This window comes from Saccharothrix mutabilis subsp. mutabilis (assembly GCF_039521145.1).
In the GTDB taxonomy this organism is placed as follows: domain Bacteria; phylum Actinomycetota; class Actinomycetes; order Mycobacteriales; family Pseudonocardiaceae; genus Actinosynnema; species Actinosynnema mutabilis.
The window spans coordinates 69,909-85,714 of record NZ_BAAABU010000026.1 but is presented as its reverse complement, the minus strand read 5'-3'; the positions used below and the strand labels follow the sequence as shown (position 1 = coordinate 85,714).

Annotated in this window: 15 protein-coding genes; 11 read left to right on the top strand and 4 right to left on the bottom strand. The window is 71.4% G+C overall.

Annotated features, from left to right (window positions below):
• Positions 1-75: 75 nt before the first annotated feature.
• The 5 genes from yajC to ABD126_RS34025 all read left to right on the top strand — a co-directional run bounded on the left by yajC (position 76) and on the right by ABD126_RS34025 (position 6,686).
• On the top strand, positions 76-417 hold the full coding sequence (gene yajC, locus ABD126_RS34045) for a preprotein translocase subunit YajC (protein WP_425542928.1): 342 nt from the start codon (positions 76-78) through the stop codon (positions 415-417).
• 328 nt (positions 418-745) lie between these two features.
• Positions 746-2,557: a protein translocase subunit SecD gene (secD, locus tag ABD126_RS34040; protein ID WP_343938848.1), complete on the top strand. Its 1,812-nt coding sequence runs from the start codon at positions 746-748 to the stop codon at positions 2,555-2,557.
• 6 nt (positions 2,558-2,563) lie between these two features.
• The gene (gene secF / locus ABD126_RS34035; protein ID WP_343938846.1) at positions 2,564-3,736 is read left to right on the top strand and encodes a protein translocase subunit SecF; all 1,173 of its coding nucleotides are present in this window, start codon (positions 2,564-2,566) and stop codon (positions 3,734-3,736) included.
• Positions 3,733-4,251 (top strand): adenine phosphoribosyltransferase, encoded by a 519-nt coding sequence (locus ABD126_RS34030; protein ID WP_343938844.1) that lies wholly within the window; start codon positions 3,733-3,735, stop codon positions 4,249-4,251. Before secF ends, ABD126_RS34030 begins: the two co-directional genes overlap by 4 nt.
• Before the next feature lie 134 nt (positions 4,252-4,385).
• Complete coding sequence (locus ABD126_RS34025) at positions 4,386-6,686, top strand: RelA/SpoT family protein (protein ID WP_121220321.1); 2,301 nt, start codon at positions 4,386-4,388, stop codon at positions 6,684-6,686.
• Positions 6,687-7,579: 893 nt separating this feature from the next.
• Here ABD126_RS34025 and ABD126_RS34020 read toward each other — a convergent pair.
• Positions 7,580-8,440 (bottom strand): peptidylprolyl isomerase, encoded by an 861-nt coding sequence (locus ABD126_RS34020; protein ID WP_343938841.1) that lies wholly within the window; start codon positions 8,438-8,440, stop codon positions 7,580-7,582.
• Positions 8,441-8,594: 154 nt separating this feature from the next.
• Between ABD126_RS34020 and ABD126_RS34015 the strand changes: the two genes are divergently transcribed.
• Genes ABD126_RS34015 through ABD126_RS34005 form a run of 3 tightly spaced genes read left to right on the top strand, consistent with a single transcriptional unit; the run spans position 8,595 to position 11,187 of the window.
• Positions 8,595-9,293, top strand: coding sequence for an MBL fold metallo-hydrolase (locus ABD126_RS34015; protein WP_343938839.1), 699 nt, complete (start codon positions 8,595-8,597; stop codon positions 9,291-9,293).
• A gap of 5 nt (positions 9,294-9,298) precedes the next feature.
• The gene (hisS, locus tag ABD126_RS34010; RefSeq protein WP_343938838.1) at positions 9,299-10,561 is read left to right on the top strand and encodes a histidine--tRNA ligase; all 1,263 of its coding nucleotides are present in this window, start codon (positions 9,299-9,301) and stop codon (positions 10,559-10,561) included.
• Positions 10,558-11,187 (top strand): hypothetical protein, encoded by a 630-nt coding sequence (locus tag ABD126_RS34005; protein WP_343938836.1) that lies wholly within the window; start codon positions 10,558-10,560, stop codon positions 11,185-11,187. Before hisS ends, ABD126_RS34005 begins: the two co-directional genes overlap by 4 nt.
• Positions 11,188-11,195: 8 nt before the next feature.
• On the opposite strand, the gene ABD126_RS34000 is transcribed toward ABD126_RS34005, so the two are convergent.
• The gene (locus ABD126_RS34000) at positions 11,196-12,059 is read right to left on the bottom strand and encodes a spermidine synthase (protein ID WP_343938835.1); all 864 of its coding nucleotides are present in this window, start codon (positions 12,057-12,059) and stop codon (positions 11,196-11,198) included.
• Between the two features lie 8 nt (positions 12,060-12,067).
• Positions 12,068-12,475 (bottom strand): hypothetical protein, encoded by a 408-nt coding sequence (locus tag ABD126_RS33995; RefSeq protein ID WP_343938834.1) that lies wholly within the window; start codon positions 12,473-12,475, stop codon positions 12,068-12,070.
• A gap of 17 nt (positions 12,476-12,492) precedes the next feature.
• Here ABD126_RS33995 and ABD126_RS33990 point away from each other — a divergent pair, with 17 nt between their 5' ends.
• The 3 genes from ABD126_RS33990 (at position 12,493) to ABD126_RS33980 (ending at position 14,108) form a co-directional block, all read left to right on the top strand.
• Positions 12,493-12,855 carry a DUF1304 domain-containing protein gene (locus ABD126_RS33990; protein ID WP_343938833.1) on the top strand — a complete coding sequence of 121 codons (363 nt, stop codon included), beginning with the start codon at positions 12,493-12,495 and terminating at the stop codon, positions 12,853-12,855.
• A 118-nt stretch (positions 12,856-12,973) separates the two neighbouring features.
• The gene (locus ABD126_RS33985) at positions 12,974-13,528 is read left to right on the top strand and encodes an NHL repeat-containing protein (RefSeq protein ID WP_343938831.1); all 555 of its coding nucleotides are present in this window, start codon (positions 12,974-12,976) and stop codon (positions 13,526-13,528) included.
• The gene (locus ABD126_RS33980) at positions 13,443-14,108 is read left to right on the top strand and encodes a Vgb family protein (RefSeq protein WP_425542927.1); all 666 of its coding nucleotides are present in this window, start codon (positions 13,443-13,445) and stop codon (positions 14,106-14,108) included. Before ABD126_RS33985 ends, ABD126_RS33980 begins: the two co-directional genes overlap by 86 nt.
• 2 nt (positions 14,109-14,110) lie before the next feature.
• Here ABD126_RS33980 and ABD126_RS33975 read toward each other — a convergent pair whose 3' ends face one another.
• The gene (locus ABD126_RS33975; RefSeq protein ID WP_343938827.1) at positions 14,111-15,460 is read right to left on the bottom strand and encodes a YibE/F family protein; all 1,350 of its coding nucleotides are present in this window, start codon (positions 15,458-15,460) and stop codon (positions 14,111-14,113) included.
• Between the last annotated feature and the right edge of the window lie 346 nt (positions 15,461-15,806).

The window sequence follows — 15,806 nt, the reverse complement described above, 5'->3', positions numbered from 1 at the left end:
AATCCGGACGTTCCGGGCAGACCAGTCCCGCCGCGCCCGGTTGAACGGAGAATGATGGGCAACCTGTCTTCCTTGATGTTCCCGCTGCTGCTCGTGCTGCTGGCCGTGCCGCTGTTCCTCAGCGCGCGCAAGCAGAAGAAGGCGGCGGCCGAGCAGCAGGCGCTCCTCAAGTCCCTCGTACCCGGTGACCGGGTGATGACGACCTCGGGTCTCTACGCCACGGTCGCCGACGCGAGCGACGACGAGACGATCGACCTCGAAATCGCCGACGGCGTGGTCACCACGTGGCTGCGGCCCGCGATCCGCGAGAAGGTCAACCCCACCACCGACGTGGACGAGACCGACGCGGTCGTCGACGACGTCGAGGACGCGCCCGCCGCGGACGCCGAGCCGGCCCAGCAGGACAGCAAGAAGTAAGGCGAAAGCGAAAGGGGTTGTGCCGCACCCGCGGCACAATCCTTTCGCCGTCGCGCACCATTGCGGGCCCACCCGGGGGAATCCGGGTCAAGTGTGAACGCCGTCCGGCCCATGCCGTTGGTCCGGTCGGCGCGTTATGGCCGGTCGTGAATGCCGGCCGGCGGTGCGGAACCGGTTCGGAACCGGTGACAGACAACTCACACGGTGCGGGGTACGCTGCGCAATCACCCGGCAGGGCAGTGCCGGGTGGACAAGCGCTGCCCTGGTCCGTTCCCACGGTCGCGGCGGCGTCGACATCTCAACGACAGTTGCAGGAGACGGACGGACCGTGGCACCCCCGGCCGGGCAAATCCGCCCCGCGAAGTACCTGGGCGCGTTTGTCCTCATCGTGGTCGCGCTGTACTCCTTGGTGTTCTTCACCGGGGACCGGAAAGCGACCCCCAAGCTCGGCATCGATCTCCAGGGCGGCACGCGGGTAACGCTGACCGCGCGCGCCCCCGACGGCCAAACGCCGACCGACCAGGCCCTGAACCAGGCCAGGGAGTTGATCGAGACCCGGGTGAACGGTCTCGGTGTGTCCGGCGCGGAGGTGGTCCGCGACGGCACCAACCTGGTGATCACGGTCCCCGGCACGGACAGCGAGGGCGCCAAGCGCCTGGGCCAGACCGCGAAGCTGAACTTCCGCAAGGTCGTCGGCTCGCCGCAGCCCAACGCGCCCGAGCCCGCGCCGACGAGCACCCCGAGCACCTCGGGCTCGGCCGCGCCGACCACGACGGCCCCGCCGTCGGGCTCGGAGACCGCGTCCGCCGCGCCGACCACGACCGCCCAGGGCCGCCCGGCGCCCGCGTTCGAGCAGCAGCCGACCGACACGGCGACGCCGCCCGCGACGACCACCCCGTCGGCTCCGACCGAGCCGCAGGTGGACTGCCGCAAGGTGTTCAACGGCGAGTACTCCGAGAAGCCCGAGGACGCCATCAAGGAGTCCCGGACCTGCCGCCAGGACCCCGCGCTGACCACGCTGGACGCGCAGACGGTGTCCCAGGCGCTCGCGGCCTTCACCTGCCCGAAGAAGGACCCGCTGCTCGGCAACGACGACCCGGCGCTGCCGCTGCTGACCTGCGACCAGAAGAACGAGTTCAAGTACGTCCTCGCGCCGGTCTTCCCGGCCAAGGACGCGCAGGTCAAGGACGACGACTTCAGCCTGTACTCGCGGCTGACCGGTGAGGACGTCGCCAACGCGATCTCCGGCACCGACCCGCAGGGCGCGGGCTTCGTCGTGGACCTCACCTTCAAGGGCGAGGGCGGCGACAAGTGGGGCAAGTTCACCTCGGCGAACGTGTCCCAGCAGGTCGCGGTCGTCCTGGACACCCAGGTCGTGTCCGCGCCGAACATCAACGAGCCCATCCTGGGCGGCAACACCCAGATCTCCGGCCAGTTCAGCCAGAAGGACGCCGAGGGCCTGGCCAACGTGCTCAAGTACGGCTCGCTGCCGCTGTCGTTCGAGGCCTCCGAGGCCGAGACGGTGTCCGCGACGCTGGGCCTGGCCTCGCTCAAGGCCGGTCTGATCGCCGGCGGCATCGGCCTGGCGCTGGTGTTCGTGTACTGCCTGTTCTACTACCGCCTGCTGGGCGTGCTGACGATCCTGTCGCTGGCGCTGTCCGGCGTGGTGGTCTACGCGGTGCTGGTGCTGCTGGGCCGCTGGATCGGGTTCACCCTCGACCTGGCCGGCATCGCCGGTTTCATCGTGGCGATCGGTATCACCGCGGACTCGTTCGTGGTGTTCTTCGAACGCTTGAAGGACGAGATGCGCGAGGGCCGGTCGTTCCGGTCGGCGACCCCGCGCGCCTGGGTCCGGTCCCGTCGTACGATCCTGTCGGCGGACGCGGTCAGCTTCCTCGCCTCGGCCATCCTGTACGTGATCGCCGTGGGCCAGGTGAAGGGCTTCGCGTTCACCCTCGGCATGTCGACCGTGCTCGACCTGGTCGTGGTCTTCCTGGTCACGCACCCGCTGGTCGCGATGGTCTCCAAGTCGAAGTCCCTGTCCAACCCGAAGCTGTCCGGCCTGGGCGGTGCGGCTGCGGCTGGCGCCGGCTCGCGGACCGCCGTTCCGGCGGGCAAGACCGCCGCGAAGGAGGTCTGAGCCCTCATGTCCAAGGGGAACGTCTTCCAGCGCCTGTACGTCGGCAACGGCGCCTTCGACATCGTCGGCAAGCGCAAGCGCTGGTACATCCTGTTCGGCGTGGTCCTGCTGGTGTGCCTGGCGTCGATCATCTTCCGCGGCTTCAACGCCGGGATCGACTTCACCGGCGGCACCCGCGTCCAGCTGCCGGCGCAGAGCGCGTCCGGCACGATCAGCGTCGAGGCGGCCAAGGAGAGCTTCACCAAGGCCGTCGGCAACGAGCCCGCCGCGGTGCAGACCGTCGGCACGGGTGGGTCGGCGACCATCCAGATCCGGTCCGAGCCGCTGGACGCGGCCAAGGTCGCCGCGCTGAAGGAGGGCCTGAACAACGACCTCAAGCCCAACGGCGGGGTCGAGGCCATCAGCGACAGCGCCGTGTCGGGGTCGTGGGGCGGTGAGATCACCACCAAGGCGCTGATCGCGCTCGGCGTGTTCTTCCTGGCCGTGGCGATCTTCCTGGCGCTGTACTTCGAGTGGCAGATGGCCGTGGCCGCGCTGGTCGCGGTGGTGCACGACGTGCTGATCACGGCCGGCGTGTACTCGCTGGTCGGCTTCGAGGTCTCGCCCGCGACCGTGATCGGTCTGCTCACCATCCTGGGCTTCTCGCTCTACGACACGGTCGTCGTGTTCGACAAGGTCAAGGAGAACACCCGCGGCCTGCTCGGCCTGACGCGGCGCACGTACGGCGAGGCGGCCAACCTGGCGGTCAACCAGACCCTGATGCGGTCGATCAACACCTCGCTCATCGCGCTGCTGCCCGTGCTGGGCCTGCTGGCGATCGGCGTGGGCCTGCTCGGCGTCGGCACGCTCAAGGACCTGGCGCTGGTGCAGCTGACCGGTATGGCGATCGGCGCGCTGTCGTCGATCTACATCGCCACCCCGGTCGCGGTCGACCTGAAGATGCGCGACCCGAAGTACAAGGCGCAGGCGGCCCGCGTCCGGGCGCGTCGGGACAACCTGGCCCGCAAGGCCTCCGGCGAGGTCGTGGCCGGCGGCGACGTGGTCGAGTCGACCGACGACGAGACCCTGAAGGCCGAGCTGCGGCACGAGAAGGCCCTGGCCGCCGCCGCCGGCGCCCCGTCCCGCACGGCGAAGGCGGGCGACACGCGCCGTCGCCCGACCGGCAAGAAGCACCGTTGAAGCTGGACAAAGCCCTAGGGCTGCTGCGTGAGGTCCCGGACTTCCCCCAACCGGGGGTCGTCTTCCGGGACCTCACGCCCGTCCTGGCCGACCCCGACGCGCTGCGGGCGGTGGTCGACGCCCTGCAGGACAAGATCCACCCGGACACGGAGGTGGTGGCGGCCATCGAGTCGCGCGGCTTCCTGCTGGGCGCGGCGCTGGGGTACGGGTGGCGGTACGGGGTCGTGCCCCTGCGCAAGCCGGGCAAGCTGCCGGCGGTGGCGCACCGGATCTCCTACGACCTGGAGTACGGGACGGCGACCCTGGAGTTGCCTACGGGGTCCGTTTCGCCTGGTCAACAGGTCGTGGTGGTCGATGACGTGCTGGCCACCGGCGGCACCGCGGCGGCTGCCTGCGCGCTGGTCGAGCGCGCCGGTGGCGTCGTGACCGGCGTGTCGGTGGTGCTGGAGATCCCCGGTCTGGGCGGGCGTGAACGCCTGGCCGGCCGTTCCGTCAACGCCCTGCTGGCCCTCTGAACCCGGGTTCGGGCGACCGGTCGGGGCTAAGCGGCGGGTGCTGTTCGTCGTGTGAAGTTCGCCGCTCATCGGGTCGGCGCCGGAGTGTGGTCGGCTGCGGAGTTATCCTCGGTTCCTAGACCCGAGGAGCGTGGTTGAGCCAGGACATCGAGCCCGCCCAGACGACGCAGCCCGTGCCCGCACGGCCTCCGTCGGCCACCAGGCGCGTTCGGGCGCGCCTCGCCCGGCGCATCACCGCGCAGCGGGCCGCGCCGGTCAAGCAGGTGCTGGAGCCGCTCGCGGCCGTGCACCGCGACCTGCACCCCAAGGCGGACCTCGCCCTGCTCCAGCACGCCTACGACGTGGCCGAGGAGAAGCACCGGCCGCAGCGGCGCAAGTCCGGCGACCCCTACATCACCCACCCGCTGGCCGTGGCGACCATCCTCGCCGAGCTGGGCATGGACACCACGACCCTGGTCGCCGCCCTCCTGCACGACACGGTGGAGGACACCGACTACTCCCTGGACCAGCTGCGCGACGACTTCGGCAACGAGGTCGCCCTGCTGGTCGACGGCGTCACCAAGCTGGACAAGGTCAAGCTGGGCGCGGCGGCCGAGGCGGAGACCATCCGCAAGATGGTCATCGCCATGGCCAAGGACCCGCGCGTCCTGGTCATCAAGCTGGCCGACCGGCTGCACAACATGCGCACCATGCGGTTCCTGCCGCCGGAGAAGCAGGCCCGCAAGGCCCGCGAGACCCTCGAAGTGCTCGCCCCGCTCGCGCACCGCCTGGGCATGGCCACGGTCAAGTGGGAGCTGGAGGACCTGGCGTTCGCCATCCTCCAGCCCAAGAAGTACGACGAGATCGTGCGCCTGGTCGCCAACCGCGCGCCCTCGCGCGACACCTACCTCAGCGGCGTGATCAACGAGCTGTCCACGCAGCTGGAGTCGGCGCGGATCACGGCCAAGGTCGAGGGCCGGCCCAAGCACTACTACTCGATCCACCAGAAGATGATCGTGCGCGGTCGGGACTTCGACGACATCCACGACCTGGTCGGCGTGCGCATCCAGGTGGACGAGGTCCGCGACTGCTACGCCGCGATGGGCGTGGTCCACGCGCTGTGGCAGCCCATGCCCGGCCGGTTCAAGGACTACATCGCCCAGCCCCGGTTCGGCGTGTACCAGTCGCTGCACACCACGGTCATCGGCCCGGACGGCAAACCGCTGGAAGTGCAGATCCGGACCTACGACATGCACCGCACCGCCGAGTACGGCATCGCGGCGCACTGGCGGTACAAGGAGACCCGGGGCACGCACAGCGGCAAGGGCGTCGAGGTCGACGAGATGGCGTGGATGCGCCAACTGCTCGACTGGCAGCGCGAGGCGGCGGACCCGGGCGAGTTCCTGGAGTCGCTGCGCTTCGACCTGGCGGCGCGGGAGATCTTCGTCTTCACGCCCAAGGGCGACGTGGTGACCCTGCCGACCGGCTCCACGCCCGTCGACTTCGCCTACGCCGTGCACACCGAGGTCGGCCACCGGTGCATCGGCGCCCGCGTCAACGGCCGGCTCGTCGCCCTGGAGCGCAAGCTCGAAAACGGCGAGGTCGTCGAGATCTTCACCTCCAAGGCGGAGGGCGCGGGTCCGTCGCGCGACTGGCTGTCCTTCGCCGCGTCCCCGCGCGCCAAGGCCAAGATCAAGCAGTGGTTCGCGAAGGAGCGCAAGGAAGAGGCCATCGAGGTCGGCAAGGACGCCATCGCGAAGGAGGTCCGGCGGGTCGGCCTGCCGCTCCAGCGCCTGGTGTCGGCGGACTCGATGGGCGCGCTGTCCAAGGAACTGCACTACCCGGACGTGTCGGCGCTGTACGCGGCGGTCGGCGAGGGCCACACCTCCGCTCGGCACGTCGTCCAGCGCCTGGTGGCGCAGCTCGGCGGCGTGGAGCACGCCGAGGACGAGCTGGCCGAGCGCTCCACCCCGTCCACGGTGGCCCGACGGCGGGTGACCGGCGACGCGGGCGTGATCGTCAAGGACGCGGCCGACGTGTGGGTCAAGCTGGCCCGCTGCTGCACGCCCGTGCCGGGTGACGACATCCTGGGCTTCGTGACGCGCGGCGGCGGCGTGTCGGTGCACCGGACGGACTGCACCAACGCCGACGAGCTGCTCAAGACGCCCGAACGGTTGCTGGACGTCGAGTGGGCCCCGTCGTCCTCGTCGGTGTTCCTGGTGGCGATCCAGGTCGAGGCGTTGGACCGGCACCGGTTGCTGTCGGACGTGACGAAGGTGCTGGCCGACGAGAAGGTGAACATCCTGTCCGCGTCGGTGACGACATCGCGCGACCGGGTGGCCGTGAGCCGCTTCTCCTTCGAGATGGGCGACCCGAAGCACTTGGGTCACGTGCTGAAGGCCGTGCGCAGCGTGGAGGGCGTGTACGACGTGTACCGCGTGACGTCGGCGTCCTGACCGGTGCCGGCGCCCTCGCGCGCAGCGCGTGCTTTTGAGCGCGCGTAGCGCGGTGCTTCGGGGCGCGCGTGCTTTGCTTCGGGGCGCGCGCAGCGCGCCTGCTTTTGGGCTTTTCCGTCATCCCCGTATGGCCTGCCCGAAGGGCTACCACAGATTCGGTCGGGTGCAGCCGAAAAGTTTTGCGAGGGACGAGCAAAAGTTTTTAGCGGCACCCGACCGAATCTGTGGTCGGCTCCGCCAGGCCATACGGGGATGACGGAAAAGCCCCTTCTTTTGCTCTTCCGTCATCCTTGGTGGTCTGCCCGCCGGCGAGGCTCTTTAAGCTTTTCAAGATCTTCAAGACGACGCGCTTCGCGCTTTGAAGAAGACGCGCTTCGCTCTTCAAGAAGACGCGCTTCGCGCTCTCAAGAGAGCGCTCGCCGCGCGGCAGGCCCCCGGGGGGAAGGGCGTCGGTTCGTTCCCCGCACGGCCTGCCGGAGGCAACCACAGGTTTCCGGTGCTGTCCAGAAAACTTTTGCTCGTGCCTCGCAAAACTTTTGTGGACAGCACCGGAAACCTGTGGTTGGGCTGCGCCCAGGCCGTACGGGGAACGAACCGAGGCCCTTCCTGTGGGCTGGCAGCCCGGCTGGCGCTGTCGCGCTTCGCGCGGAGAGGGCGCGGAGAGGGGCGCGGAGAGGGGCGCGGAGAGGGGCGCGGAGAGGGGCGCGGAGAGGGGCGCGGAGAGGGGCGCGGAGGGGGGCGGAGAGCGCTTGGCGCGTGGGGCGTCAGCGAAACGTCAGGTGGCGCTGCGATCATCGCGACTGCCGGTCACCTCACGGCCGGCGGGGAAGACGAAGGGGCCGGCTCCAGCACTCCTCTCCCGAGTGCGTGAGCCGGCCCCTTCGTGTGGTCCGCTACTCGACCGTGACGGTCTCGAACTTCACTTCCTTGTTCGGCTTGCCGCCGCCCGGGGACGGGTCGAAGGAGCCGTCGTGGCCGGCGCGGGCCACCTCGTCGACCAGCTTCAGGCCTGCCTCGTCGAGGCTGCCGAAGACCGTGTAGTCCGGCGAGAGCTGGGCGTCGCCGTAGACGATGAAGAACTGGCTGCCGTTCGTGCCCTTCTGCGTCTCCTGGTCGATGCCCGCGTTGGCCATCGCCAGGTAGCCGCGGCCGTAGGTCAGTTCGGGCCAGGTCTCGTTGTCGAACGCGTAGCCGGGGCCGCCGCGGCCGGTGCCGGTCGGGTCGCCGCACTGGAGCATCTGCAGGCCCTCGGTGCCGATGCGGTGGCACGTGCTGCCGTTGAAGTAGCCCTGCTTGGCCAGGCTCACGAAGCTGTTCACCGCGCACGGCGCGAGCGCCTTGTCCAGGGTCAGCTTCAGCTCGCCGATGTTGGCCTTGATGGTGGCCGTCGCGGTGCCGGTGGCGGAGACGCCCGTCGCCTCGGGGGCCTTGGTGCCCTCCTTGGACGACGGCTCCTTCGACTGCCGGTACTCGCAGGTCGCCGGGTCTGCGATCGGGGTCGGCCGCTTGGGCAGCGCCTTGACCTCGGTCGGGATCTCGATCGGCTTCGGGGTGGTCGAGGTGGCCGCCGCGTCGTCCGAGCCGCCGAAGTCGGCCGTGGAGATGAAGTAGACACCACCGGCGACGGCGACGACCGCGATGACGGTCACCACCACCGAGACGATCCGGCGCCGCTTCGCGCGCTCCGCCCGGCGGGCGAGCTGTCGTTCCAGCTTCCGCTTGGCCTGCTCGCGGCGCTGCACGTTGGTCGGCACCTGCAACCTCCCTGTTCTCGCGTCGACCGGCGACGATCGGTGTGCAGTCTAGGGGGCACGCATATGGCTGGTGTGTGCCGGATAGGCTGGTAGCGCGGTCCACAGCGATCCGTTGCCGTTCTGTTGCCGTCGATAGCCGTCGAGGAGTGTCCGCGTGCTGGTGATCGGGTTCCCCACCGGCGCCCTCCAGGCCAACTGCTTCGTGCTGGCCGCGGAGGCCGGCGGGCCGTGCGTGGTGGTCGACCCCGGCCAGGACGCCGCCGAGCCGTTGGCGCAGGCGCTGCGCGAGCACCGGCTGACCCCGGTCGCCGCCCTGCTCACGCACGGCCACTTCGACCACTGCTTCTCCGTCGCGCCCGTGTGCGACGGCAACGACATCCCGGCGTGGGTGCACCCCGACGACCGGGCCCTGCTGTCCGACCCGCTCAAGGGCATCAGCGCCGAGTCGCGCGCGTTCTTCGGCGGGAACCTGGAGATGCGCGAGCCGCGCGAGGTGCGCGAGCTGTCCGACGGGGCCGAGCTGGACCTGGCGGGTCTGCGGCTGACCGTCGACCACACCCCGGGCCATACCGGCGGGTCGGTGATGTTCCGCGCCGGCACCGAGGAGGGCGGACGGCTCGTGCTGTCCGGCGACACCCTCTTCGCCGGCTCCATCGGACGCACCGACCTGCCGGGCGGCGACCACCGCGCCATGCTGGCGTCACTGCGCACCAAGGTGCTGACGCTGCACGACGACACGGTGGTCCTGCCCGGCCACGGCCCGACGACCACCATCGGCCGTGAGCGCGGGAGCAACCCGTTCCTGCTGGAATTGGGCGACGACGCGCCGGCCGCACCGCACCGAGGACTGTGAACCCCTTGTCGACGTTCTCCGCCCCCAAGGGCGTGCCCGACTACTTCCCGCCGGTCTCCGCGACCTTCACCGCGGTCCGCGACACCCTGCTGAACTCCGCCCGCCTGGCGGGCTACGGCTACATCGAGCTGCCCGTCTTCGAGGACACGGCGCTGTTCGCGCGCGGCGTCGGCGAGTCCACCGACGTCGTGACCAAGGAGATGTACACCTTCACCGACCGCGGCGGCCGGTCCATCACGCTGCGCCCCGAGGGCACCGCCGGCGTGATGCGCGCGGTCATCGAGCACGGCCTGGACAAGGGCCAGCTGCCGGTCAAGCTCGCCTACGCGGGCCAGTTCTTCCGCGCCGAGCAGCCGCAGGCCGGCCGGTACCGGCAGTTCCACCAGGTGGGCGTCGAGGCGATCGGCGTGGACGACCCGGCGCTGGACGCCGAGGTCATCGCCATCGCCGACGAGGCGTTCCGGCGGATGGGCCTGACCGGCTACCGGCTGGAGCTGACCTCGCTGGGCGACTCGTCGGACCGGCCCGCCTACCGGGAGCTGCTGCAGGCGTTCCTGGCGAAGCTGCCGCTGGACGAGGAGACCCGCAGGCGCGCCACGATCAACCCGTTGCGGGTGCTGGACGACAAACGGCCCGAGGTGCGGGCGCTGGTGGAGGACGCGCCGCTGATGCGCGACCACCTCTCCGACGCCTCCCGCGCGCACTACGAGCAGGTCAAGGACGCCCTGAACGAGCTGGGCGTGAAGTTCGTGGAGAACCCGCGGATGGTGCGCGGCCTGGACTACTACACCAAGACGTGCTTCGAGTTCGTGCACGACGGGCTGGGCGCGCAGTCCGCGATCGGCGGCGGTGGCCGCTACGACGGGCTGATGGAGCAGTTGGGCGGGCAGCCGCTGTCCGGGGTCGGTTTCGGCCTGGGGGTGGACCGGTCGCTGCTGGCGTGCCAGGTTGAGGGCGTGCAGCCGGGGGACGTGGCGCGGTGCGACGTGTACGGCGTGCCGCTGGGCGACGCGGCGAAGTCGCGGCTCGTGGCGCTGTCCGCGGCGCTGCGCGGTGCCGGGGTGCGCTTCGACCTGGCCTACGGCGGCAAGGGTCTCAAGGGCGCCATGAAGGGCGCGGACCGGTCCGGTGCCAGGTTCGCGCTGGTGCTGGGCGAGCGGGACATCGAGGCGGGCGTCGTGCAGCTCAAGGAGCTGGCGTCGGGCGACCAGCGCGAGGTGCCGCTGGTGGACGTGGTGATCGCGGTGCGGGAGGCGTTGGGCCGGTGAGCGACGACGAGCGGATCCCGCTGGACCTGCTGGACCCCGCGGCGGTGCGCAAGCGCGCCCGGACGGTGGCGATCGGCGCGCTGCTGGTCGCCGCCGCGTTCGGCGGTCTGCTGGGTCTGCTCGCCGGTCGCACGGCCGGTCTGGTGACGGCGGCGGTGTTCGCGCTGCCGCTGTTGCTGCTGGCGTGGTCGGAGGCACGGCGGCGGGTGTGGCTGTCGGGGCACGTGCTGACGGTGCGGGCGTTCGGCGCGCGGTCGGTGGACCTGCACACGGCGGACCAGCTGGACCTGCTGGTGACGGACATGCGCGGCAGCCGCACCGTGGGGTTGTTCGTGCGGGGCGGCGGCAAGGCGATCAACCTGGCGCTGGCGATCTACGCGGGCACCGGTGGGCGCGAGCAGGGCGTGCTGGCGCTGCGCAAGCTGGCCGACGTGCTGGCGGGTCGCGGCGACGCCCCGGGCCTGGTGTTCTCGGAACTGCTGGTCGCGCAGCTGCGAGCGGAGGCCCGCGGCTTGGCGGCAGCGGACCGTCCGCTCTACCAGCTGGGCTCCCTGGCTCCGTCGGGCCGCTTGGCGCAGAAGCTGAACCCGGACGCGATCTCCCGCTTCGTCTCGACCCTGGACTGACGAACGGCTCAGTCGGTGGGCAGGCCCCACGTGCCCTTCGGCGGGGACGGGGACTGGGTGGCCGTCTCGTCCGTCGTCACCTGCGCTCCGCCGATGAAGCGGACCAGCGACTCGTCGTGCTCCACCCGCCCCGGGAACGGGTCGCCGGCCGTGCGCCGGACCAGGTCGGCCACCGGCAGCTCCACGTGCGAGCCCAGGATGACGAAGTTGCCGAAGCGCCTGCCCCGGAACACCGCCGGCTCGGCCAGCACGCACACGTGCCGGAACACCGACCGCACCGTCGCCGCCTGCGCCCGCGCGAACGCGAGCTTCCCGCCGTCGCCGATGTTCGCCGCGTACACGCCCCCGCCGCGCAACGTCCGCTCCGCCAGCTCCACGAACTCCACCGACGTCAGGTGCGCGGGCGTGCGGGCCCCGGCGAACACGTCGGTCACCACCAGGTCGAACGTGTCGGGCGGGGCCTTGGCCAGCACCTCGCGCGCGTCGCCGGTGCGGATCTTCACCCGCCACGTCCGGTCCAGCGGCAACAGGCCGCGGACCAGCTCGACCAGGGCCGCGTCGACCTCCACGACCTGCTGGGTCGAGCGGGGCCGGGTGGCCGCGATGTAGCGGGGGAGGGTCAGCGCGCCGCCGCCCAGGTGCAGCGCGCGGACCGGTTCGGCGGTCGGCGCGAGCAGGTCGGCGACGTGGCCGAGCCGCCGGATGTACTCGAACTCCAGGTGGCACGGGTCGTCCAGGTCCACGTGCGACTGCGGGGTGCCGTTGAGGCGCAGCGTCCACGCGCCGGGGACGTCGTGGTCGGGGACGAGTTCGGCGATGCCCGAGTCGACCTCCCGGGTGATCGTCTGGTCGGTCTTCCGCGTCCGTCCCACGCGGGTGATTATCCCGGCAGGGCCTGGTTGCGCCGCCGCCGGTCGGGCAGTCGGTCGACCAGCCTGCCGAGGCGCTCGGTCGTGCCCTGCAACGGGCCGAGCGCGGCGGCCAGCACGCGGATCGACTCGTCGAGCTGCCCGGTGGTGCCCGCCAGGGCGGTGATCTTCGGGGCCAGCTCCACCAGTTGGGCGTGCACGGCCTCCATCTGGTGCAGCGCCTCGGGCAGCTCCTCGGCCAGGAACGTCGCGAGCCGCTCCAACCGTTCCAGCGTGCCGCGCAGCTCACCGACCTGCGGCAACGCGTCCGCCAGCGGGGTCAGCCGGTCCAGGGCGTCGGCGATGCGCGGCAGCGCCGCCACGCCGGCCACCAGCCCGCCGGCGACCCGGGTGGTCAGGTTCAGCACGGTCCGCAGCATGCCGGTACGGTACCGCCGTGCAGGTCGCCGCGAACGTCCTGACCGCGCTGGTCGCGGCCATCCACGTCTACATCCTGGTCCTGGAGATGTTCCTGTGGACCACCCCGCGCGGCCGGGCCGCCTTCGGGACGACGGCCGAGTTCGCCGCCGAGTCGAAGGTGCTCGCCGCCAACCAGGGCCTCTACAACGGGTTCCTGGCCGCCGGGTTGGTCTTCGGCCTGGTCAAGGGCGGTGAGGTCGGGTACGCGTTCGTCGTGTTCTTCCTGCTCTGCGTCTTCGTGGCGGGCGTGTACGGGGCGGCGACGGTCAGCCGGCGGATCCTGTTCGTCCAGTCGGTGCCCGCGGCGCTCGCCCTGCTGTTCGCCTTCCTCGCGAGCTGAGCGCTCGGGGCTGAGCGTCGGGGGAGCGCCGGGGTGAGCGTCGGCAACCACTCGATCGTGTGACGAACGGGCGGCTGAGCGCGTCCTAGCATCGGTCCCGACCTCGGGAGCTGAAGCCATGGATGCCGCCTTACGCCGCCTGTTCGTCACCGCGTCCCTGCTCGCCACGAGCCTCGTGCAGCCGCCGTCGGCCGCCGCCGCGTCCCCGATCACGGAGTACGGCCCGGTGCCGTCCTCGCTCCCGGTCGGCGGCGTGTGCGAGGTCGAGTTCGACCACCACGGCAAGCTGTGGGTCGAGCAGTACCTGAGCAGCCAGGTCGCCCGGTTCGACCCGGCCACCGGGCACTTCGAGAACTTCTCCACGCCGATGCCGCTGTCGGTGCCCGGCGGCATGGACCTCGACCTGGCGGGCGACCTGTGGCTGCCGCAGGTCACCGGCAACAGCCTGCTCCGCGTGGACACCGACGACGGCGGCATGACCGAGGTCCCGCTGCCGTGGGCCGACGCGTTCAGCACGCGGGCGCTGGACATCCCGCTGCACAGCGGTCTCGGGCTGGCCAACGACCTCGCGCGGCGCGGACGGCGCGCTGTGGTTCACCCTCGGCGGCCTCGACTCGATCGGCCGCTACGACCCTGTCACCGGCGCGTGGAGCAAGTTCCGCGTGCCGGGTGAGATCCTGGGCCAGGTCGGCGCGCTGTTCGGGATCATCAAGCCCGGTCCGGGCCGGACCGTCGTGTTCGACCTGCCACAGCTGAACAAGGTCGCCACCCTGCACGTGGACACCCACGTGTTCACCCAGTACACGATGCCGACGCCGAACTCGTTCCCGGTGGGCGTGCGCACGGCGGCGGACGGCTCGATCTGGGTGGGCGAGTCGCTGGGCATGAAGATCGCCCGCATCGACCCGGTGACCGGCGCGATCGCCGAGTACCCGCTGCTGGGCGTCAACGGCCTGCTCACCAGCGTCCCGGGTGGCCTGTTGGTGGGCAGCGTCGGCAACCCGCTGCCGATGGCCGGGCCCATCGCGGAGGCGGGTGACGGCAACATCTACTTCTCGGTCAGCTTCCCGGCGGCGTTCGGCCTGGGCAACCAGGTGGCCCGGTTCAACCCCGCCACGCGCGAGGTCCGCATGTGGGCCACGCCGTCGTCGGCGTCCTACCCGTGCGACATCAACGTCCACCAGCCGGGCGCGGTGTGGTTCGGCCTGTTGACCACGAACAGGGTCGGGAGGCTCGACATCGCCGCCGCGTGAGGTCAGACGCGCCGCCAGGGCCCCTTGGCCGGGTCGTACCCGGTACGCAGGTCGCCCGTGACCCGCTCGAACCGCGAAGGCGGCACGTCTTCCTCCTCCTCGAACTCCTCTTCCCACTCCTCGTCGGGCTCGTCCTCGGTAGCGTCGTCCACCGGGACGTCCTCGCGCCCGGCGACGAACGCGGCCAGCGCGGTGGTGATCGGCACCGCCGCGACCAGGCCGATGCTGCCGACCAGCGTCCGCACGACCTCCTGCGCGACCTGCTGGGCGGTGAGGATCTCGCCGAGGTTCCGCCCGGACAGCGAGAACGCGAGCAGCAGCGGCAGGGCCGCGCCGGCGTAGGCCATGACCAGGGTGTTCACCACGGAGGACAGGTGGTCGCGGCCGATCCGCGAGCCCGCCGCGTACAGCTCGCGGAACCCGAGGGCGGGGTTGGCGCGGCGCAGTTCCCACACGGCGCTGGTCTGGGTGACGGTGACGTCGTCCAGCACGCCCAACGCGCCGATGATGGTGCCCGCGAGCAGCAGGCCGCGCGTGTCGATGCCGTGGCCGAGCAGGGACACCAGGTTGGCGGTGTCCTGGTCGAGGCCGGTGAGCTTGCCGAACGCCGTGAACAGCACGCCCAGCAGGCAGATCAGCGCGAGGCTGACCAGGGTGCCGAGCACGGCGGTGGACGTTCTCGCGGAGACGCCGTGGGTCAGGTACAGGACGATGAACATGATCAGCCCGGCCCCGACGACCGCGACCGTCACCGGGTTCTCGCCGGCCAGCAGCGCGGGCAGCACGAACAGCACCAGCACGACGAAGCTGAGCGCCAACGCGCCCAGCGCCGCCAACCCCTGCCACCGCCCGAGCAGCAGCACCGCCGCCGCGAACACGACCGCCAGCAGCACCATCGGCGTGCCCCGCTGGAAGTCGGCGAGCTGGTAGGACGTGTCCGACGTCGGGTCCCCGCCGCCGAAGGCCAGCACCACCTCGTCCCCGACGGCGAACGTCGGCGAGGACGGCTGCTCGGGCACGGGGATCCGCACCTCGCGCCCGGCGGCGGCCCCGTCGGACATCTTGACGGCGACCAGCACGCACCCGCTCGCGCCGGGCTGGTCCCCTTCGGGCCCGCACCCGCCCTTGGTGACGGCGGTGACCTCGCCCCTGACGGGCGTCTGGACGATGCCGACCTCGGCCCCGGTGGGTTGGTCGCGGCCGAACGGGTAGAGCAGGAACGCGCCGACGACGGTCGCGAGGACCAGCGGCAGCAGCAGGACCAGCAGCAGTCTGCGGACGGGCGCGGAGGCGGGTTCGGCGTGACGGCCGTGCCCGTGGCCGTGAGCTGCGAGGAGGTCCTTGGCGTGCACGGTCACATCCTGCCCGACGGGACTTGTCGGTACCGCGTGAGATGATCGAACCGGGGGCCGGAGGCCACCCCTCAGCCCGCTTCACCACCACCACCGCTGATGCGCCCCCCACCACCACCACCACTGCTGATGCGCCCCCGCCACCACCACTGCTGATGCGCCCCCGCCACTGCCGCCGCCGCCGCTGCCGCCGCTGCTGCCGCGCTCCCCCCGCACCCCCGCCGCGCCCCACCCCGGCGCGCGCCTCCTGCCGCGCCCCTGCGCGGCGGCCCCCTGCGCGGCCCCCTGCCGCGCCCTCTGCCGCGCCCTCTGCGCGCCTCCTGCCGCGCCCTGCAGCGGCCGAGCC

Bases quoted from the DNA above. Each gene is read 5' to 3' on its own strand.
- yajC (WP_425542928.1), top strand. From the start codon at position 76: ATGTTCCCGCTGCTGCTCGTGCTGCTGGCCGTGCCGCTGTTCCTCAGC.
- secF (WP_343938846.1), top strand. From the start codon at position 2,564: ATGTCCAAGGGGAACGTCTTCCAGCGCCTGTACGTCGGCAACGGCGCC.
- ABD126_RS33995 (WP_343938834.1), bottom strand. From the start codon at position 12,475: ATGCTGCGGACCGTGCTGAACCTGACCACCCGGGTCGCCGGCGGGCTG.
- ABD126_RS33985 (WP_343938831.1), top strand. From the start codon at position 12,974: ATGGATGCCGCCTTACGCCGCCTGTTCGTCACCGCGTCCCTGCTCGCC.